The organism is Streptomyces sp. RPT161, assembly GCF_027533845.1.
GTDB classification, from domain to species: domain Bacteria; phylum Actinomycetota; class Actinomycetes; order Streptomycetales; family Streptomycetaceae; genus Streptantibioticus_A; species Streptantibioticus_A silvisoli_A.
On sequence record NZ_JAPZVN010000003.1, the window covers coordinates 155,722 to 175,065 of the forward strand.

The 19,344-nt window shown below is 69.6% G+C and carries 20 protein-coding genes; 14 read left to right on the plus strand and 6 right to left on the minus strand.

The window, feature by feature from the left end; genetic code table 11:
* Positions 1 to 326: 326 nt before the first annotated feature.
* From O5O46_RS08755 to O5O46_RS08765, 3 genes are all read right to left on the minus strand, one after another.
* Positions 327 to 623, minus strand: coding sequence for a hypothetical protein (locus O5O46_RS08755; protein WP_269854735.1), 297 nt, complete (start codon positions 621 to 623; stop codon positions 327 to 329).
* 323 nt (positions 624 to 946) lie between these two features.
* Positions 947 to 2,110, minus strand: a complete 1,164-nt coding sequence (locus O5O46_RS08760; RefSeq protein WP_269854736.1) for an acyltransferase family protein — start codon at positions 2,108 to 2,110, stop codon at positions 947 to 949.
* A 132-nt stretch (positions 2,111 to 2,242) separates the two neighbouring features.
* Positions 2,243 to 3,493 carry a glycosyltransferase gene (locus O5O46_RS08765; protein ID WP_269854737.1) on the minus strand — a complete coding sequence of 417 codons (1,251 nt, stop codon included), beginning with the start codon at positions 3,491 to 3,493 and terminating at the stop codon, positions 2,243 to 2,245.
* A 384-nt stretch (positions 3,494 to 3,877) separates the two neighbouring features.
* On the opposite strand from O5O46_RS08765, the gene O5O46_RS08770 reads away from it, so the two are divergent.
* The 10 genes from O5O46_RS08770 to O5O46_RS08815 all read left to right on the plus strand — a co-directional run bounded on the left by O5O46_RS08770 (position 3,878) and on the right by O5O46_RS08815 (position 12,399).
* Positions 3,878 to 4,165: a hypothetical protein gene (locus O5O46_RS08770; RefSeq protein ID WP_269854738.1), complete on the plus strand. Its 288-nt coding sequence runs from the start codon at positions 3,878 to 3,880 to the stop codon at positions 4,163 to 4,165.
* A gap of 41 nt (positions 4,166 to 4,206) precedes the next feature.
* Positions 4,207 to 4,665, plus strand: coding sequence for an SRPBCC family protein (locus O5O46_RS08775; protein WP_269854739.1), 459 nt, complete (start codon positions 4,207 to 4,209; stop codon positions 4,663 to 4,665).
* Between the two features lie 400 nt (positions 4,666 to 5,065).
* Complete coding sequence (locus tag O5O46_RS08780; RefSeq protein WP_269854740.1) at positions 5,066 to 5,293, plus strand: hypothetical protein; 228 nt, start codon at positions 5,066 to 5,068, stop codon at positions 5,291 to 5,293.
* Positions 5,294 to 5,393: 100 nt separating this feature from the next.
* Positions 5,394 to 5,900 (plus strand): nitroreductase family deazaflavin-dependent oxidoreductase, encoded by a 507-nt coding sequence (locus tag O5O46_RS08785; protein WP_269854741.1) that lies wholly within the window; start codon positions 5,394 to 5,396, stop codon positions 5,898 to 5,900.
* A 359-nt stretch (positions 5,901 to 6,259) separates the two neighbouring features.
* The gene (locus O5O46_RS08790; protein ID WP_269854742.1) at positions 6,260 to 7,693 is read left to right on the plus strand and encodes a molybdopterin-dependent oxidoreductase; all 1,434 of its coding nucleotides are present in this window, start codon (positions 6,260 to 6,262) and stop codon (positions 7,691 to 7,693) included.
* A gap of 2 nt (positions 7,694 to 7,695) precedes the next feature.
* Entirely contained in the window at positions 7,696 to 8,199 is a 504-nt protein-coding gene (locus O5O46_RS08795) for a hypothetical protein (protein WP_269854743.1), read from the plus strand.
* Between the two features lie 74 nt (positions 8,200 to 8,273).
* Complete coding sequence (locus tag O5O46_RS08800) at positions 8,274 to 8,876, plus strand: class I SAM-dependent methyltransferase (protein ID WP_269854744.1); 603 nt, start codon at positions 8,274 to 8,276, stop codon at positions 8,874 to 8,876.
* A gap of 277 nt (positions 8,877 to 9,153) precedes the next feature.
* Positions 9,154 to 10,977 carry a glycoside hydrolase family 15 protein gene (locus O5O46_RS08805; protein ID WP_269854745.1) on the plus strand — a complete coding sequence of 608 codons (1,824 nt, stop codon included), beginning with the start codon at positions 9,154 to 9,156 and terminating at the stop codon, positions 10,975 to 10,977.
* 786 nt (positions 10,978 to 11,763) lie between these two features.
* A complete protein-coding gene (locus O5O46_RS08810; RefSeq protein ID WP_269854746.1) occupies positions 11,764 to 12,087 on the plus strand; it encodes a putative quinol monooxygenase in 324 nt (107 codons plus the stop codon).
* 75 nt (positions 12,088 to 12,162) lie between these two features.
* Positions 12,163 to 12,399 carry a hypothetical protein gene (locus tag O5O46_RS08815; RefSeq protein ID WP_269854747.1) on the plus strand — a complete coding sequence of 79 codons (237 nt, stop codon included), beginning with the start codon at positions 12,163 to 12,165 and terminating at the stop codon, positions 12,397 to 12,399.
* A 27-nt stretch (positions 12,400 to 12,426) separates the two neighbouring features.
* Here O5O46_RS08815 and O5O46_RS08820 read toward each other — a convergent pair whose 3' ends face one another.
* Complete coding sequence (locus O5O46_RS08820) at positions 12,427 to 12,798, minus strand: hypothetical protein (RefSeq protein ID WP_269854748.1); 372 nt, start codon at positions 12,796 to 12,798, stop codon at positions 12,427 to 12,429.
* A 154-nt stretch (positions 12,799 to 12,952) separates the two neighbouring features.
* Between O5O46_RS08820 and O5O46_RS08825 the strand changes: the two genes are divergently transcribed.
* Together O5O46_RS08825 and O5O46_RS08830 are read left to right on the plus strand one after the other, a co-directional pair.
* On the plus strand, positions 12,953 to 14,941 hold the full coding sequence (locus O5O46_RS08825; RefSeq protein WP_269854749.1) for an aconitate hydratase: 1,989 nt from the start codon (positions 12,953 to 12,955) through the stop codon (positions 14,939 to 14,941).
* On the plus strand, positions 14,931 to 15,950 hold the full coding sequence (locus O5O46_RS08830) for a zinc-dependent alcohol dehydrogenase family protein (protein WP_269854750.1): 1,020 nt from the start codon (positions 14,931 to 14,933) through the stop codon (positions 15,948 to 15,950). Before O5O46_RS08825 ends, O5O46_RS08830 begins: the two co-directional genes overlap by 11 nt.
* A gap of 3 nt (positions 15,951 to 15,953) precedes the next feature.
* Here the strand turns inward: O5O46_RS08830 and thrS are convergent, their stop codons facing one another.
* Positions 15,954 to 17,225, minus strand: coding sequence for a threonine--tRNA ligase (gene thrS, locus O5O46_RS08835; RefSeq protein WP_269854751.1), 1,272 nt, complete (start codon positions 17,223 to 17,225; stop codon positions 15,954 to 15,956).
* 243 nt (positions 17,226 to 17,468) lie between these two features.
* Between thrS and O5O46_RS08840 the strand changes: the two genes are divergently transcribed.
* The gene (locus tag O5O46_RS08840) at positions 17,469 to 17,855 is read left to right on the plus strand and encodes a VOC family protein (RefSeq protein WP_269854752.1); all 387 of its coding nucleotides are present in this window, start codon (positions 17,469 to 17,471) and stop codon (positions 17,853 to 17,855) included.
* A 48-nt stretch (positions 17,856 to 17,903) separates the two neighbouring features.
* Here the strand turns inward: O5O46_RS08840 and O5O46_RS08845 are convergent, their stop codons facing one another.
* Positions 17,904 to 18,770 (minus strand): DUF4142 domain-containing protein, encoded by an 867-nt coding sequence (locus tag O5O46_RS08845; RefSeq protein ID WP_269855143.1) that lies wholly within the window; start codon positions 18,768 to 18,770, stop codon positions 17,904 to 17,906.
* A 242-nt stretch (positions 18,771 to 19,012) separates the two neighbouring features.
* Here O5O46_RS08845 and O5O46_RS08850 point away from each other — a divergent pair, with 242 nt between their 5' ends.
* Positions 19,013 to 19,342: a DUF3040 domain-containing protein gene (locus tag O5O46_RS08850; RefSeq protein WP_269854753.1), complete on the plus strand. Its 330-nt coding sequence runs from the start codon at positions 19,013 to 19,015 to the stop codon at positions 19,340 to 19,342.
* The last annotated feature ends 2 nt before the right edge of the window (positions 19,343 to 19,344 follow it).

Sequence of the window (19,344 nt, forward strand, 5' to 3'; positions counted from 1 at the left end):
GCATGGCGACTGGAAAGACGCCCCCGGCGCCCCGGGTACGAACCGCCGGATAAACATTGTGCCCGTTGTAAGCGGGCTCCTTTCGGAAAATACCACCCACGCCGTGGCTCCACCCCCTGAAATCCGCAGATTCACCAACCGGCGCTCGCCCGCACGCCTTTACCACCACTAGCACCTTGTTGCGAGTCCCGTTACACCGCCGCAAGGCCGGTCACCCGCGTCCGCGCGAATTCACTCCACCGCGACGGCTGGCGCAAGAGCCTGACAGACCAGCACCGCCCGCGTCACGCGGCGCACTGGGGGCGACCACCCGTTTCCCCTTCCCGTCAGCTGCCCAACGAGTCTCCCACTTCGCCGCCATGGAGGGTTCGGTCCAGGTAACGCCGCCGGGCCGACTCGGCGATCCGGTTGACCTTGCGGGAGAAACCCGCACGGACCCTCTGCAGATCGCCGGCGAGCAGCAGCCCTTCCGCGACGCCCTGGTCGGCGGACTGCTTCAGACACGCGAAGACCGAATCCCTCAACTGCCGGACCGCCGCCCTCACCTCGGCCTTCTCGGCCGCGGTGCATTCCGCCTCGATGAGCAGGTCGACCTGTGCGGGTGTCAACTGTTCCAGCCGCATGGACCTCTCCTTGTCGAGCCAAGCTGATACACGACCAGTTGCCGTCTGGCTTCTTACGCTCCGCCAAGCCATTCCGCTCGGCAGGAGCCGAGGATCACTCAATGTATCCACATGAACACGCTTGGCGATGCATGGTGACAGGTGCGCGGTACCGGCGCTCGGTGCACGACCAGCGCGCGAGCGAAACGCGCCCCCCACCGGACCCCCAAACGCCTCCCCCCGCCACCTGGTGAGGCGTGCCTGCCTGAGCGCGGGTGGCGCCGCTGGCGGGCGGTGCGGCCACCAGGCAACGCCCGTCGGCCACCGGGAGTTTTGTTGTGCGTTCATTTGTTCGAGGGCTCCCTCGTATGACATCGGCGCGCAGTAGCGAACTGACGCATACACGGCCGCTCCACCGTCACGTAGAGCAGCCAGGACGCAAGCGGGACGAGGGGCAGGGCGATGACGACCGCGGCGCCACGACTCCATCCGCGATCGGTCAGGGATACGAACGCCGCGGTCAGCACCAGCGCGTGGACGAGATACATGGCGTATGAGATCTCGCCGAGGAACACCACTGGTCGGGCGCGTAGCAGCGACGGCTTGCCCTCGAGGTCGAGCCGCGCGGTCGCGTGGACCAGGAGGGCGAGCGGCACCACGTTCACCGCCGCGTACATGAAGGGGTGGGAGAGGTGGTCGCCGCTGAAGACGACCGTGCCCACCGCGCTGAGCCCGGCCGGCACGGCACCGACCCGGGGAAGCCGACCGCCAGTCATGGAGAGACGGGCCACCATCATGCCAAGGAGGAACTCGGGTAGACGCGTGACGGGCAGTACGTACAGGAACCAGTAGCCGGGGAAGAAGGCACCCGCGGGGTTGATGACGAACCCGCAGAGCACCGGCCAGGTCCAGACGACAGCGATCGCCATGGCCGAGCCGATCAGCAGCCCACGCCGCGACAGCCGCTCCACCCTCGGCAGAAGCACGGGGAAGAGCAGGTAGAAGAACATCTCGGCGGCCAGTGACCACGACACGGGGTTTCCGGCGAACACGAAACGACTGCTGGGAATCCAGGTGTTCACCAGCAAGAGGTTGGCGGCCAAGGCCGCTGCTCCGGCGCCGCTGATGGCGGCCACGCCACCAGCGCCCACCAGCACCGCCACCGCGACGCACCAGGTGAACACATGGTTGGGCAGGATCTTGGCAGCGCGTCGCCGCCAGAAAGTCCACGCGGTGTCGGTCGGACGCGCTGAGTGGGTGAGCAAGTAGCCGCTCAGGATGAAGAAGAGCGACACAGAGCTCATGCTCACCCATACTTCGGGGCCGAACGTGCCGACAAGGTGCGGACTGACCAGCAGTCTGGCGTGGGTGTAGACCACTGCGCCCGCGGCGGCGAACCGCAGACCGGTCAGCGAGGGCAGGCGTGCGGAAGCGGGAGGTGCGGTGGTCTTCGCGGTCCACTGCGTGCGCGGTTGCGAAGGTGGTTCGAATGGTCTGCCCGGGTTCATGCCGAGGCTTCCTTTCAACTCTGTTCTCGGCGCACGGCCCGCGGCGGACGCGCACCGCTCGGCGCCCGGACAGCCACAACGGAGGCCGCTGCCCTGGCCGCTGAGCGTCGCGGGCCCGCGATGCGTCGGCCGTCAAGCCGACCTGGCGAGGTTGTCGATCGCCTCGATCACCGGAGCGGCACCGTCCTCATCCGCCAGTCGGCAGGACACCGCTCTTGCCTTGCGCAGGTGTTCGGGGTCGCGAACGGCCATCGTGATGGCGTTGGCGAGTCGTTCCTCCGAGAGTGCGCAGAAGGGCACCACCGAGGGGCTGACGCCCAGGGCGACGAGACGCGCCGCCCAGAAGTGCATGTCGAACAGGAAGGGCACGGGCACGGCAGGAACCCCCGCTCGCAGCCCGGCAGAGGTGGTACCGGCGCCCGCGTGGTGCACGACCGCGGCGGTACGGGGGAACAACCACTCGTGCGACACCTCTCCGATGGAGAGGATGTCGCCGTCGGCCGTCGCTTCCATCCCCGCCCAGCCCCTCTGAACCACTCCTCGCACACCGGCGCGGCGCAACGCGGAGACGACCACCGTGCCGAGCCGTTCGCCGTGGCTCGGAGCGTTGCTGCCGAAGCCGACATAGACCGGAGGTGGCCCGGCGCCGAGGAAGTCGACCAGTTGTGGAGGCGGCTGCCACTGCCGAGGCGACGCGGGCCACCAGTATCCGGACAGCTCCAGGCCGGGGCGCCAGTCCGGCGGCCGAGGAACCACATGTCGGCTGAACCCGTGCCAGATGGGCCAACTCCGCAGGATGTCGCGGCGGATTCCCGCGCCGCGGCGGGGCAGGCCGAGTTCCGTGCGTAAGCGCTGGACCTCCGGGGTGTACAAGCGCATGGCCAGGGACATCATCACATTGCCCGCGGCCCGGTTCCCCCGCGCACCCAGCGACCTGAGACTGACGCCGACCGGGGGGAAGGAGGCCGTGGGCATGAGCGGCACCACGAAGACCCCCAGGCTCGGCAGATCCAGCCCCTCCGCCACGACCCGGCCCAGGGGCGCCACTCCCTGGCTGACCAGAAGCACGTCAGCGCCCTGGCGGGCCGCATCCAGCACACCTTGCCCGCAGTCCCTGAGCAGGGAGGGGATGAGCCGGGCCACCGCCAGCCTCGGCGGAAGGCCGGTGCCCGACCGTTCGACACGAACCCCCATCGTCGAGGCCGCCCGCCAGGGGTCGCCCGGAAAACGCCGGTACTCCAGTCCGCAGGAGCGGATCAGGTCCTCGAATCCCTGGTGGGTGGCTATCGCCACCTGGTGACCCGCCTGCCGTAGCCTGAGCCCCAAACCCGTGTACGGCGCGACATCACCCATGGTGCCGGTCGCGATGATCAGTATCTGCACGGCTTTCTCCGACTTCTGGCGCACGGAGTTGGTGCTCGGTGCTCGTATCCGTGTCACCGACGGCGTCACGACACCGAATCCGCTCAAACCCACGGCCGACGCGCTGACACCACCGTCGCCATCCACCTCGCTGGACGTAAATCGTCCGAACGGGTGGTCGGGGCCGAACGCCGCAGCTGACCGGAGTGATGCACGGGCGAGCAGGCTGCGCTCCCCGGCTCAACACGCACCCGCGCCCCACCGACACACCTGCTGAATCCGCGTAACTCCACTGCCGCTCCCGGTACTTCCACGCACCGGTGCCCCTCGATGGTGACCGCCCATACGGTCGGTGATGGGTGGGCCACGCAACGGAAGTGGCCCTGACGCACGGAAGGAACCGCCATGCGACGCATCGCTACCGCCCTCGGAGCCGTTGTCACCGCCGGAACGCTCGCCCTCGCCATTCCAGGCTCCGCCTACGCGGCCACCGGAAACCTCGTCATCAACGGCGTCGGCCACAACAACCCCAGCGGCTGCTTCGCGACTGGAACCCTCGCATCGCTGATCGTCAACCAGACAGACGGGATCGCCTATGTCTACTCGGACCTGAACTGCTCAGGAGACGTGCAGGAGATCATCCAACCCGGCGGAACGGCGCTCTCCTTCGGATCCAGTGTCTACATCGGGTGAACCGACCGGTCGTGACGAGCCGAAGTAAGTAGAGTTCCTCCGTGGGCACTACTCGGTTGAACCGCCGCCTTCGGGCCCCGCGTGCAGTCGTCTACCGTGCGCTGCTCAGTGCGGAGGCCGTCCAGCAGTGGATGGTGCCCGATTCGATGACGAGCCACGTCCACTCGTTCGACGCACGCGAGGGCGGCGCCTTCCGGATCTCGCTGACCTACGACGTGCCCACGACCGTGGGAAAGACGAGTGCTCGGACCGACACGTTTCACGGCCGGTTCGTCAAGCTGGTGCCCGAGACCGCGGTCGTTCAAGTGCTGGAGTTCGAGACCGACGACCCAGCCATGAAGGGTGAGATGACGATCACCTACACGCTGGCGGACGCTGGCGACGGCACCGACTTGACCGGTGTGCACGAGAACCTCCCTCCGGGAGTGTCACCGGCTGACAACGAACTGGGCTGGAGCATGTCGATCGACAAGCTCGCCAAACTCGTTGAGAAGCGCTGACGCCCGCATCAGGTGCGGCCGGTCCCACGACCGGCCGCCCCGAACGAGGCGTAGGTCACCGGAACTTGGGATGACTGCGCCACCGACACCCTCCTGCCGACCTCCGTCCCGCGGGCCGTGGCGGTGAGCGGAAAGGCGCCCTGCGCGGACGTCGGTACACCCACCCGGAAGGGTCCAGAAGCCGTCCTGGGGCGGGCGGGCCGCGAAATCGCCAACAGGCACTGACAGCGGACCAAGCGACCTGGGCACCCGCGGTGCGGGCAGCGGAGACCGCCAGCGAAGGGGATCGACTCAGCCGCGCGAACAGCACACGTTTTGCCTTGTGCCAATTTTGCCTATGGCAATAATGGGCTTATGCGATGGACGTCATGTGGGGCTCGAAGCCGCCGGAGGGGGACGCATGGATGTCGAGAAGGGAGTTGACCTCGTCGAGTTCATCTGCCCGAAGTGTGGCCACCAGTGGGAGCGGCAGTACGACGTCCGTCACTGCGAGACACCGAGCGGGGAGGTGCGGGAGTACTTCCAGATCGGGGGCTTCTGGGTGCTACCGCCCTACACGCCGGCTGGCGCACCCCAATGCGTCAAGTGCGGGTGGCGGGTCGTCGGGCGCTGGCTGGGGCGCCGCTGAAGTCCGGTCATGTCGCGCGGCTGCTTTGGGGATCCGAAGCGTCCGCTATGGGTTCGGACCATCGGGGGCTGTCGTGGCCCTGGTGAAGAAGGGGAGTTCCATGCCTCGTAAGTCGAAGGACCTTCCGTCACCGGCCGGGCTGCGGCGGCATGTGGTGCGCGCCCCGATCCACCTCTACCGATGGCGCCTGGGGTGGCTGCTCGGAAGGCGCTTCCTGCTCCTCACGCACACCGGACGGACGACGGGACGGCTTCGCCAGGTCGTCCTCGAAGTCGCCGGGTACGACCCGCGATCCGACACCTACCTGGTGGCCTCGGGCTTCGGCGCCCGCGCCCAGTGGTACCGCAACATCTGCCGGAATCCGGCCGTCACCATCCAGGTGGGACGCCGCCGCACCCCTGCCGTCGCCTCCCCGCTCACCTCCGAGGCATCCGGCCGCGCCATGGCCGACTACGCCAGCCAACATCCCCGCATTGCCGCCAAGTTGATGCGGATCTGCGGCCTGGAAGTCAACGGCACCAAAGACGACTTCTACCTCGCAGGGCGCGACCACGTCCCCTTCGTCAGGCTGACCCCGACTCCCACACGGACAGCCGCCGACAGTTGAGGCACCCGCATGCAGGTCCGCCGACCGCATGGCATCGGCTACCCACACCTCAGGCGCGAGCGGACGACGAACCAGACCGCTTCCCTGGTCAGCGTGGTGCGGCCGGGCTTACTGGGGGCGCTGTGCCGTGTGCTGGGGTGTGGCATCCCACCATCATGAGGCCGGCGTGCGGGAATCCGTCGAACCGTGCGGAGCGCCGGTTCGCCCGATCGGCTGGCGACGGACGCCCGCATGCATGCCAGACACGGAGAGCCGACACATCTGTGCCAGTTTGTAGCGACGATGTGACAGACAGTTACGGATCGATGGGGTTCGAGCCACCTCTTTGAGAGTCGGCTCGGGGACAGAGGAGGTGGCCGATGGACAGTGGCGGACGGCCGTCGGCCCCGGGCTCCGGCGGCCCGCGGCGCCCGAGGTCGGATGAGGACCACACGCCGGGGCGCGTTGAGCGTTTCCGCGATGCCATGGCGGCGCGGGCCGCCACGGGGGCCGCTGGTGCCCGGGCCCTGGTGCGGCGGGTCAAGCAGACTCCCCCGCCCCCGGGGCCGTTCCGTCCCGGCTTCTGGCGCAGTCCCATCCGCGGGCCCTGGCTGACGTCCGTGTTCGGCCTGGTGCTGCTGATCGGCATCCCGCTGCTGTTCGTCACCGGGATGCTTTCCTACGCCGCCTACAACCCGGGACTCGACCGCATCAACGACCAGACGCCGGACAAGGGCCTGCTGGGCTTCTACCTGTTCGACTGGCCCACGCATCCGTACTGGCTGTACCGGCTGACCCAGGGCGTGCACGTGACGCTCGGTGTGGTGCTCGTGCCCGTGTTGCTGGCCAAGTTGTGGTCGGTGATTCCGAAGCTGTTCGAGTGGCTGCCGGTCCGCACCGTCGCCCACGGGCTGGAGCGGTTGTCTCTGCTGATGCTGGTCGGCGGGGTGATCTTCGAGTTCGTCACCGGCATCCTCAACATCCAGCTGTACTACGTCTTCCCCGGCTCCTTCTACACCCTGCACTTCTACGGCGCCTGGGTGTTCATCGCCGCCTTCGTCGTCCACGTATGCCTCAGACTCGGCCGGATGAGCCGCGCCCTGCGCTCCCGCGGCCTGGCCGCCGAACTGCGCACCGACCTCGCCCACACCCGGCCCGAGCCCCCCGACCCCGACGGCCTGGTGCCGCAAGCTCCCGCGCCGCCGACGATGACCCGGCGCGGCGCGCTGACCATGGTGGGCGGCGGATCGCTGCTCCTCCTGGTGGTCACCGCGGGACAGAGCATCGGCGGCTGGGCGCGCAACACCGCTCTTCTCGCGCCGCACAACCGCGCCCCAGGCAGCGGCCCGAACGGCTTCCAGATCAACAAGACCGCCGCGGCCGTCGGCGTCAATCCGGCACACCTCGGGCCGAGTTGGCGGCTGGAGCTACGAGGTAGTCGGCCGCCGTTGGTCTTCACGCGCGAGCAACTCCTGGCGATGCCCCAGCATGCCGCCGCGCTGCCGATCGCCTGCGTGGAGGGATGGTCCACCCCCGACCAGCACTGGAGCGGCCTTCGGCTGACCGATCTCGCCGCCCTTGCGGGCCTCCCGGACGCCGGAAGCGTCCTGGTGGAGTCCGTCCAACCACCCGGCCCCTACGCCTCGGTGGTGCTACGGGGCAACCAGATCCACGACCCGCGATCACTGCTCGCCCTGCACGTCAACGGCGCGGACCTCTCCATCGACCACGGCTACCCAGCCCGCATCATCGTCCCGGCCAACCCCGGCGTGAACAACACCAAATGGGTGCACCGGCTCACCTTCAGGACCTGACCATGACCCGCTTCGTCCGCTGGTACGGCTCCAGCCCCCTCCATCTTCTCGTCCTGATCGCCTCGTTCGCCCTCACCGGCTACGCCGTGGTGCGCCTGTTCGCCGTCCGCCCACTCGACGTCGCGATCTGGTTCGTCGGCGCGGCCATCCTCCACGACCTGATCCTGCTGCCCCTGTACTCACTCGCCGACCTGTCGGCCCACACCGTTCTCCGGCACCAGGCCACCCCCGAACCGCAGGTGCCGTGGATCAACTACCTGCGCGTGCCCACCTTCCTCTCCGGCGTGCTTCTGCTCGTCTGGTTCCCCCTCATCTTCGACCTGTCGATCCCCTACCCCGGTGCCGCACGACTGCCCGAAGGGGTCTACCTCGGCCGGTGGTTGGCCATCACCGCCGTGCTCTTCGCCGCCTCCGCACTGGCCTTCGCCCTCAAGCTCCGCCGCGTCCGGCGGGCAGCGCGCGCCGCCGAGGAACGACCCGCACCGGGTCAAGACGCCGCACCATGACGTCCGACGAGGACCCATCGCCCTGCCCCGGTGCAGACCCCTACGCACAGGCCCTGCGAACCGGCCACGGACCGATGTACCTGCGGCTGGCGGACGGGCACCGGACCCGGATGCCGGTGCACCGCTGGTACGCGCAACCCACCGCAGCCGACGAATCCGTGCTCAATCGCTGCGCCGGCCCCGTTCTCGACGTCGGCTGCGGACCGGGCCGACTGTGCAGAGCACTCTTGAGTCGCGGAATCTTCGCGCTGGGTGTCGATGTGGCTCCCCGCGTGGTGGCGCATACCACCGCTCTCGGCGGGATCGCACTGTGCCGGTCGGTGTTCGACCGGCTACCGGCCGAGGGAGGCTGGCAGACCATCCTGCTCATCGACGGCAACATCGGCATCGACGGCGACCCGCACGCCCTGCTGCGCCGGTGTGTCCAGCTCGTCGCCCCGACGGGTGTCCTCCTCGTCGAGGTCGAACGTCACGACGTCGAGGAACTCTGCACCGCCTGGTTCGAGGACGTCCACGGCCACAGGGGGCCGCCGTTTCGCTGGGCGCGCCTGGGAGCACCAGCGCTTCACAGGATCGCCAAGGACCTTGCCCTCAGCGTCACCGACCAGTGGAGATGTCGCCACCGATACTTCCTCGCCCTCCGCCGCCAGGCCTCAACTTCGGGACGTCGTTGCTGAGGGAGGCTGATCACGCGGTGGCGAGGAGACACGACGTACGCCGACCAGACGCCAGGTGCAGGGCGCGCTACCAGGTCGTGCCACCCGTACGGGTCAATCACCGGCAGCCGGGACGTGCGACCCACCGATCGTGCTGGTTGGGTGGGGGAATCCGCTGTGCAGGGAGGCTGGGATCAAATGACACCCGTCAGGCACCTGGACAGGCCTGCGGCACAGGCGACTGCTCACGTCGTCCCAGCTGGGCCGCGCCCGGCCCGAGGTGGACGGGCTGCGACGTATGAGTGCGCGACCGATCGGTGACCACGCTCTGTTGTCCGACTGCCGCTCGGCCGCGTTGGTCACCTCCGACGGCTCGGTGGACTGGCTGTGCCTGCCCCGGTTCGACAGCCCGGCGATCTTCGCTCGACTCCTCGACGAGGACGCCGGCCACTGGTCCATCCGCCCTACCGGCCCGTGCGAGATCAGCCGCCGCTACGTGGAAGACACCCTTGTTCTGGAGACGACCTTCCGCACGACCGCGGGTACGGCGGTCCTGCACGATGCCCTTGCCCTGGGACGGCGCGAACGCGGGCACGCGCTCGGGACCGCTTCCCCCGGAACGCTCCTGCGGCAGATCACCTGCACCGAAGGGCGGGTGAACATCGAGATCGCCTACGCGCCGCGCCCCGAGTTCGGACTCGTCCACCCACTCCTGTCAGCCGTGCGAGGCGGGCTCGCGGCGTACGGGGGCGCCCATGTTCTGCTGTTGTCGAGCCCCGTCGAGTTGCGGGTGAGCGGCTCCACAGCGCACGGCCGAATCCCGCTCTCGGCGGGGCACCGCCTCGGATTCGCCCTGCACGTCGGATCGGCGTGGGAAAAGGAGCCGGTGGGCTGGCGGGCGGGGCGGATCCGGCGCCGCATGTCCGACACCATCGAAGGCTGGCGCTCCTGGTCGAAGCTCCACCGCCGCTACGTCGGCCCCTGGCAGGACGAGGTGGTTCACAGCGGGCGTGTGCTGCGAGCCCTGACCTTCGCCCCCACCGGGGCCATCGTCGCCGCGGCCACCACCTCCCTGCCCGAGAGAACGGGCGGGATGCGCAACTGGGACTACCGCTACACCTGGGTCCGCGACGCGAGCTTCACCATTCAGGCGCTTGCCACGGCCGCCTGCGAGAAGGAGAAGGACCGGTTCTTCGGCTTCCTCGCCCGGGCCGCGGCAACCCAACTCGACCGCGGGGTCGACCTGCAGATCATGTACGGCATCGGCGGGGAACGCGATCTGAGCGAGCGGCCTCTGCCTCACCTGACCGGCTGGCGCGACAGCGGCCCCGTCCGGATCGGCAATGACGCCTGGCGCCAACGCCAACTCGACGTCTACGGCGAACTCCTCGACGCCGCTCACCAGACCCTGCCGCCCGATGAGCCTCTCGACCCAGCCACCCGCACCTTCCTGGTCCAGGCGGCCGAGACAGCCGCTCAGCGGTGGGCCCAACCGGACCAGGGCATCTGGGAAAGACGCGGACCCAGCAGACACTTCCTCCATTCGAAACTGATGTGCTGGGTCGCCCTCGACCGCGCCATCGCCATGGCCTCCATCCTCCAGGCCGACGAACGCCTGCCCCACTGGCAGCACGAGCGCGACCAGATCCGCCAAGCCATCGAACAACGCGGTTGGAACCCCGCCTTGGGCGCCTTCACCCAGGCATTCGACAGTGACGACCTCGACGCCTCCGCGCTGATGCTGCCCATCGTCGGCTTCCTGCCGCCGCACGACCCCCGCGTCCAGTCCACCGTGCTGGCCATCGCCACCCAACTGGCCGACCGCAACGGCCTGGTCCGCCGCTACCTCACCGACGAGCTGCAGGAAGAAGAAGGCACCTTCCTGCTGTGCACCTTCTGGCTCGCCCAAGCCCTCGCCCTCACCGGCCACACCACCCGTGCACGACGCGCCTTCCAAGCCGCCCTCACACACGCCAACGACCTGGGCCTGCTGGCCGAGGAGACCGACTCCACCACAGCAGAGGCTCTCGGCAACTTCCCCCAAGCCTTCAGCCACATCGGGCTCATCAACGCCGCTCGCGCCATTCGCGATGCCGAACGACGGGAAGTTCACGCCCAGTAGGCGAACAACCCGTCTCACAGCCCAGGCCCACGGCATCAGCGCCGCCGCCCCCCCCTCGGCACCGTCTCACTCAAGCGCCTGTACGCCCTGATCTTCATCCCTCGCCGCCGCAACGCTGCTTGCGCCTTCAACCCACGCCCGAATTCGCGGAGAGCCTTCCGCGCGGCACCGTGAAGCAGCCGACATCTCCCTCCCTGCCACCGCTTTAGCCGGTTGAGCCCGGCCCCGTCTGAGAGACGGACACCAGCGAGCAACGTCATGTTGGCGACGAGCACATATGTGGCTTTGCAACGAAGCTCATCTCTTCAGCCAGCCCCTGGACCTCCTCTTCAGCCGATTTACGCAATAGCGCTCCTGCAGGGCAGTTGAGCGACAGAGCGGGTGGCAATTTGCCCGAGCACCCGAGCAGGAGGTGAGGTCCGCCACCTGAGTTCGCCAGCAGCAGACGTCCACGACTGGAGACTGGGCGGTCCCCCATGCCAGCGTGCGGGCGTTGGAACCCGGTGGCCGGGCTCATCAATCAACATCACCGTGGACCAGTACGGTCACATGACCCAGGACGGCCGCGAGTACTGCGGGCAGGTCGTCCACGCGGCCTTCAGGAAGCACCTGGCAGGAGGAGCCCAGGGCATGAACGGTGCTGACTTTGTGCTGACCTCGTGGGACGAAAGGCGCGACTGGCGGTCGACAGGTGGCCGATCCCCCGGGCTCACGCCAGTGAGCCCGGGGGCCCGCCGACACGAACGGTAGCGAAACACCATCCGTTCCATTGGGTAACATCCCGATATGTCCACGCCTACGATCGGCCGTTTCGTCACCATGCGCGCGCAACCCGGCAAGGGGGGCGAGCTGGCTGACGTCCTGTCGAAAGTCGCTTCGGTGCTGGAGGCGGCACCGGGCTGCCGGATGTATGTGATCTGCCAGGACAAGGGCGACGTGGACGTGGTGCGGGTCGTTGAGATGTGGGCCGATCAGGAGAGTGTGAACGCCGCTTTGGCCGCTGTGACGCCGGAGCGGGAGTTCACCGTCGAGGATGTGCTGAACAAGCTCGCCGGGCGGCCGGAGGTCGTGGAGTTCACCCCGTTGAGCGGGCCGGGGTTGCCGTCGTAGGGCGACGCACCAGTGACCCATCGCGGACTTTTCCGTTCTTTCGGGCAGAAGCCTTCAGCGAGGAGAGGAAGTCCCATGGTCAGGGTCAGCAAGGTTCATCGGTCAGCGGCCGCCGCCGTGCTCGGCGCCGGTCTGGTGTTGACCGCCGTAGGCACCGCGTCGGCGGCCGGGCCGCTGGGCACCGGGGCGACGACGGGCCAGCGGCACTGCGGTGGCCTGCCCCTGGCCCAGCAGGCGCTCAGCGACAGCATCGTGTCCCGGGACTCGCTGACCGGCCTGTGCGACGCCTTCCACACCAACGGCGCGGGCTGACCGCGCACCGGAGTGCCGCCGCTCCGCTCAGTGCCCGAAGATGTGCAGCCCGTGCCGATGCCGTGGCTTGCCCGTCGTGGCACCGGCCTCAGCGGCGGGCGGCTCGCCCTGTGTGTCGCGGGCGGTCGTCATATCGCGCTCCCGCGCCGCCCGGCGGGCACGCCGCCTGCGGCGCCGAACCCGCATCCACAGCGCACCGCCGGTCATCATCGCCAGGCCGAAGCAGAACACCAGGGCCAGCGCCAGTCCCGCCAGGAACGTCTCCAAGGCGTTGAGCGTCGCGACGTGCTGGCCAAAGAGGGTCACGCTGTAACCGGGCCCACCTGAGAAGTTCTCCACGATCGCCAGTGCTACGAAGGCGGCGGTCGCTCCCACCAGCAACATTCCCAACACGAGCATCACGGTCACCTCGATCCGTACGTTCTCCCCCTAGGCATACCCGTTCCACGCCGTCCGATACGGCCCGTCCCGCACGTGCGGGACGGGCCGGTACGCGCCAGGCTGGACAAGGGGGTACGCCCGGTGGATCCCCCACTCGACAGGGAGGGAACTCATGGAGACGCCCGCGAAGGGGACCGTCGCCCACCAGCTGATCACCGCCCACCTGGTGTCCGGGCGGATGGAACCGGGCGAGGAGATCGCGCTGCGGGTCGACCAGACCCTCACCCAGGACGCGACCGGCACCCTGGTGATGCAGGAGCTGGAGGCGCTTGACCTGGACCGGGTACGCACCGAGGTAAGCGTGCAGTACGTCGACCACAACCTGCTCCAGGCCGACCAACGCAACGCGGAGGACCACGACTTCCTGCGGTCGGCGGCGCGCCGGTTCGGCGTCTGGTACTCTAAGCCGGGCAACGGGGTGTCACACCCCACCCACATGCAGCGCTTCGGGGTCCCGGGCAAGACCCTGATCGGCTCCGACTCCCACACCTGCGCGGGCGGTTCGCTGGGCATGCTGGCGATCGGCACGGGCGGTCTGGAGGTCGCCCTGGCCATGGCGGGCCGCCCGCTGTACGTGACCATGCCGCGGATCTGGGGCGTACGGCTGACCGGTGAACTGCCGCCGTGGGTGAGCGCCAAGGACGTCATCCTGGAGATGCTGCGCCGCCACGGGGTGCGCGGCGGGGTCAACCGCGTGCTGGAGTACCACGGTCCCGGTCTGGCGTCCCTCACCGCGATGGACCGGCATGTCATCGCCAACATGGGCGCCGAACTCGGCGCCACGGCAAGCGTGTTCCCGTCGGACCAGGCGGTACGCGACTTCCTGCGGGCGGAGGGGCGCGAGGACGACTTCACCGAGATCAGCGCGGAGCCCGGCGCGCGTTATGACCTGGAGGACGAGATCGACCTCAGCGCTCTTGTGCCGCTGATCGCCAAACCCACCTCGCCGGGAAACGTGGTGCCGGTGCGGGAGGTGGCGGGTGAGTCGATCAGCCAGGCGGTCATCGGCTCCTCGGCCAATCCGGGACTACGGGACTTCGCGATGGCCGCGGCGATGGTCCGGGGACGGCAGACCGCGCCGGGTGTGAGTTTCGACGTCAACCCGACCTCGCGGGAGATCCTCCAGGACCTGACCCGCTCGGGCGCGACGTTCGATCTGATCGCGGCGGGCGCCAGGATCCACCAGGCGGGCTGCCTGGGCTGCATCGGCATGGGCCAGGCACCGGCCGCCGGGCGCAACTCGCTGCGTACGTTCCCGCGCAACTTCCCCGGCCGTTCCGGCACGGAGGAGGACGCGGTGTGGCTGTGCTCCCCGGAGACCGCGGCGGCCTCGGCGCTCACCGGGGTGATCACCGACCCGCGCGACTGGGCCGAGGACCGCGGAATCGGCTACCGGGCGCCCGAGCTGCCGCAACGCGCCTCGGTCAACCCCGCGATGCTGGAGCCGCCGCTGCCGCCGAACGAGGCGGCACGGGTCAAGCTGGAGCGCGGGCCGAACATCTCCGCGCTGCCGGACTTCGATCCGCTGCCGGACACCATCGAGGGGCCGGTACTGCTGAAGGCGGGCGACAACGTGTCGACCGACGAGATCTCCCCCGCCGGTGCCAAGGCGCTGCCGTACCGCTCCAACATCCCCAAGCTCGCGCGGTTCACCCTCACCCGGATCGATCCGGAGTACCCGCAGCGCGCCGCTGACACCCGGGAGGACGGCGGCCATCTGATCGTGGCCGGTGAGAACTACGGCCAGGGCTCGTCCCGTGAGCACGCCGCGATCACCCCGCGCTACCTGGGGCTACGAGCCGTCGTCGCCAAGTCCTTCGCGCGGATCCACTGGCAGAACCTGGCCAACTTCGGAGTGCTGGCCCTGGAGTTCGACGATCCGGCGGACTACGACCGTGTCCGGCCGGGCGATCGGCTGCGGCTGACCGGTCTGCACGCCGCGCTCGCCGCGGACGCGGAGCCGAGGCTGCGCATGCGCAACACCACCCGCGACGAGGAGTACGGCGTACACCACCACCTCTCGCCCCGCCGGAGGAAGGCGGTGCTCGCGGGCGGCGTCATCCCCGCTCTGGCACGGGAGGAGGCGGCCGATGACGCATGAGACCGTGACGCTGGCGTGGGTGGTGGAAACCCCGGGCCCCATGGCGAGCGCGCCGTTGCGCCGGGTGCGACGTGAGGTCCCGCCGCCGGGAGACGAGGAGTTGCTGATCGAGGTGCACGCGTGCGGTGTGTGCCGGACCGACCTGCATCTGGCCGAGGGCGATCTGCCGCCGCGCCGCCCGCGGTGCACCCCCGGCCATGAGATCGTCGGCCGGGTGCTGGCCGCCGGTACCGCCGTACGCGACTTCCGGCCCGGTGAGCGGGTGGGCGCCGCCTGGCTGGCCGGCACCTGCGGCGTCTGTCCGTACTGCCGCTCCGGACGCGAGAACCTGTGTCCCGAGTCCCGCTACACCGGTTGGGACATCCACGGCGGATACGCGGGGCACACCGTGGTGGACGCGCGGTACGTCTACCCGCTGCCCGAGGGCTGGCCGGAGGACGAACTGGCGCCCCTGCTGTGCGCGGGCATCATCGGCTACCGCGCACTGCTGCGCGCCGAGCTGCCGCCGGGTGGCCGCCTCGGCCTGTACGGGTACGGCGCCTCCGCGCATCTGACCGCACAACTCGCCGTGGCCCAGGGCGCCACCGTGCACGTCCTCACCCGTGGCGAGGACGCCCAGCGGCTCGCCCTGGAACTCGGTGCCGCGTCGGCGGGCCCGGCGACCGCGAGCCCGCCGGAACCACTGGACGCGGCGATCCTGTTCGCACCGGCCGGTGAACTGGTGCCGGTCGCGCTGACCGCGCTCGACCGGGGCGGCACGCTGTCCATCGCGGGCATCCACCTGTCGGACATCCCGTCGCTGAACTACGCGCGGCACCTGTTCCAGGAGCGGACCGTCCGCTCCGTCACCGCCAACACCCGTGCGGACGGCCGGGCCTACCTCGCGGAGGCGGCCCGGGTCCGACCGCGGGTGCACGTCCAGCGGTACGGCATGGCGCAGGCCGACCGGGCGCTGACCGACCTGGCCACCGGCAAGGTCAACGGGGTGGCCGTACTGCTGCCTGACTGAACATCACTCCTCCCACAGTTCAAGGGAGTTGCGGCCGACCAGTGCGGCGATCCGGTCCACCGCCTCGGACACCGGCAGCGGGTCGATCCGGCGGCCGTCACGCAGCCGTAGCGCCACCCGCTCGTCGACGGCCTCCTTCGGGCCGATCACGGCCTGGTAAGGCACCAGTCGCGCGGCGCGCACCCGGGCGCTGAGCGAACCGCGGTCCGGCGCGGCGCACTCCGCGCGCAGGCCCTGTTCGACGCACCGCCGTACCAGCGCCTGGGCGTCGGGCAGTTCGTCGTCGGACACCGGGAGCACCGCCACCTGGACCGGCGCAAGCCAGCCGGGGAACGCGCCGCCACGGGTGTCGATCAGATGGGCCACCGCCCGCTCCACGCTGCCGATGATGCTGCGGTGCACCATCACCGGGCGGTGCGCCGCCCCGTCGGGTCCGATGTAGTGCAGATCGAACTGGCGCGGCTGGTACAGGTCCACCTGAACGGTGGACAGGGTCGACTCCCGGCCGCTCCCGTCGGCGATCTGCACATCGATCTTCGGCCCGTAGAAGGCGGCCTCGCCCTCCTCGGCCTCGTACGGCGCCCCGATGGCGTCGAGCACCTCGGTGAGCAGGGCTCCGGCGCGCCGCCACATCGCCGGATCCGACACGTACTTGCCCCCGGGACCGGGCAGCGAGAGGCGGTACCTGGCGGCGCGGATGCCCATGGCCCGGTAGGCGCGGTCGATGAGTTCGAGCGCCGCCCGCGCCTCGTCGGCGGCCTGTTCCAGGGTGCAGAAGACATGGGCGTCGTTGAGCTGGATTGCCCGCACCCGGGTGAGCCCACCCAGGACACCGGACAGTTCGGAGCGGAACATTCCGCCCAATTCAGCAATCCGCAGCGGCAGTTCGCGGTAGCTGTGCTCGCGGGAGCGGTAGATCAGGGCATGGTGCGGGCACAGGCTGGGGCGCAGTACGAACTGCTCACCGCCGAGTTCCATCGCGGGGAACATGTCGTCGCGGTAGTGCGCCCAGTGCCCTGAGATCTCGTACAGCTCGCGCTTGGCCAGTACGGGCGAGTGGACGTGGCGGTAGCCCGCTCGCCGTTCCGCCTCCCGGATGTACTCCTCCAGGGCGTGCCGCACCGCGGCGCCGTTCGGCAGCCAGTACGGCAGCCCGGCGCCGATCAGCGGGTCGGAGTCGAAAAGGTCCAGCTCACGGCCGAGCTTGCGGTGGTCGTGCATGGCGGTCTCCTCGGTACTGCCAGAGCGAGTGACCGCGACGAAGCCCCGGGGCACTCGCCCCGGGGCTTCTTGGCAGGTGTCAGCGCGCCGGGACTGGGTCCGGCGTCGTCGTCACAGCGGCGCGCTTCATGATCACAGGGTATCTCCTGCGGCGGGGGTGGGCGATGGTTTTTTCCTGGAGCGCGGCACCTGCCCAAGTGGGTGCCCCGGCTTCGCCCGGTGGGGGTGCCGGGCGGGCGCGGAGTGGACCTACCCTTTTCCTAGGGCTTCAGCCACCCATGCTTGGAGGCTTTCGCCATGACGATCCAGCTCAACCACACCATCGTCGCGGCGCACGACAAGGAGGCGTCGGCGCGGTTCCTGGCTTCCGTGCTCGGTCTCGAAGTCGGTGCGCCCTACGGGCCGTTCGTGCCCGTGACGGCGGCGAACGGTGTCACGTTGGACTTCGCGGACAGCGGTACGGAACCGATCACCCCGCAGCACTACGCGTTCCTGGTGTCGGACGACGAGTTCGACTCGATCTTCGAACGCATCAAGCAGGCGGGCATCACGTACTACGCCGATCCCCACCACGCCGAGAAGGGCCGCATCAACCACCGCGACGGTGGCCGGGGGGCGTACTTCGACGATCCGGACGGGCACAATCTGGAGATCCTCACCCGCCCCCACGGCGACGGCGGCTGAGCCCGAAGGGCGTTCAACTCTCCGTGGCCCGCATCGCACTTGCCGCGGTCAGCGGGACAGGTCGCGGTGCCATCTGCGGGTGGCCCACGCCGAGGCGGCGATCACCAGCAGCGAACCCACCACGAGCACCGAGACGTGCGTGGCGCTCCATCTGCCGTGTGGCGACTTCCAAACACCCGACGCCGTCTGCTGAGGTCCGCCCGAGGCGCCCAGCGGGTGGCAGTTGCGTTCCATCGCCAGGTGGTGAACCACCAGCGGGCGGGCGGATTGGGCGGCGGCGACGACCTTGGAATGGTCGCCCTGCCCACCGGAGGCGATCTCCTGGTCGATCAGTCTGAGGGTGTCGGTGTGCGCCGCCGACCGGGCGCGCAGCCACTGGGTGTCGTAGCCGGATGTGCCCGCGCTCCTGCCGATCCGGGCGAGCTGGTCGTTCTCCGCCGGGGTGGGACTGGGCGGAAGTGCGATCTTGAGCTGTCCGCTGAGCGTGCTGATCGCCTTGTCCATCGCGCCGCGGTCACGCACGAGTGCGGCGCCGACCCGCATCACACATGCCGCCGCCGCGTGGGGCACGGCGTCCCGACCCGCGTTGACCTCGGCGAGGTCCCCCTGGTGCAGCGCGCCGAGGAAGGCGGCGTCACCGGGACCGACGGTGGGCGTCCCGCTGTCCGACGGGCTGGCGCTGCCGCCGGAAGGACTGGCGCTACCCGACGCGCTCGGGTTGTCCGAGGCGCCGGGACTGTTCGACGGGCTGGGGGCGCTGGACGCGGCGGGGCTGTTCGACGGCGCGGGACCGGCCGCGGCGCTGGGCGCGCCCGGTGCGGCGCTCGGATCCTCCGCGGCGGCGGAACCAGCGAGTCCGGCCGCCATCACCAGTCCGGCCGCCGCCACGCAGACCCATGCCCGGCTACGTACCATCACGCCCTCCGTTCCTCTCCTGTGCGCACCGGTCGGCGCCGTGGGAGCCACATACGTCCCCGGTCACACGGCCCCCGACACGGACCGGCCTACGGATGGCGCAACGGTCGTGGCCACCGGGGCACTCGGCCCCGGATCCGGAACAGATCAACTGTGAAACTCCAGCGCTCAGGGGCGCTGCTGCGGCTACCGTAGAAGGTGGGAAGAAAAGGCCTTCGGGAGCGGTCACGGAGGTGTCGGCGATGGACGGACATCGACTCTCCGACGAGGAGCGCCGGGCTCTGGAGCAGATCGAGACGATGCTGCGGCAGGACGACGGCCTGGATCGCCGTCTGCGGACGATGCGCCTGGTGCGGCTCCCGAACGCCGCCGGCTTGCTGCGTCGGTGGCGGCCGCTGCTGGTGGTCCTGGTGACGGTGGCGTCCACGGCGCTGATGGTGATGGCGGTCGCCTCGCTGGCCCCCGCGGTGATCGCGGCCGTCGCCGCGACCTGGCTGCTCACCGTCGTGCTCACCGTGGACATGGTGCGAGACCGGCGCCGGGGGCGACGCGACCGGCCGCCACAGAACTGACC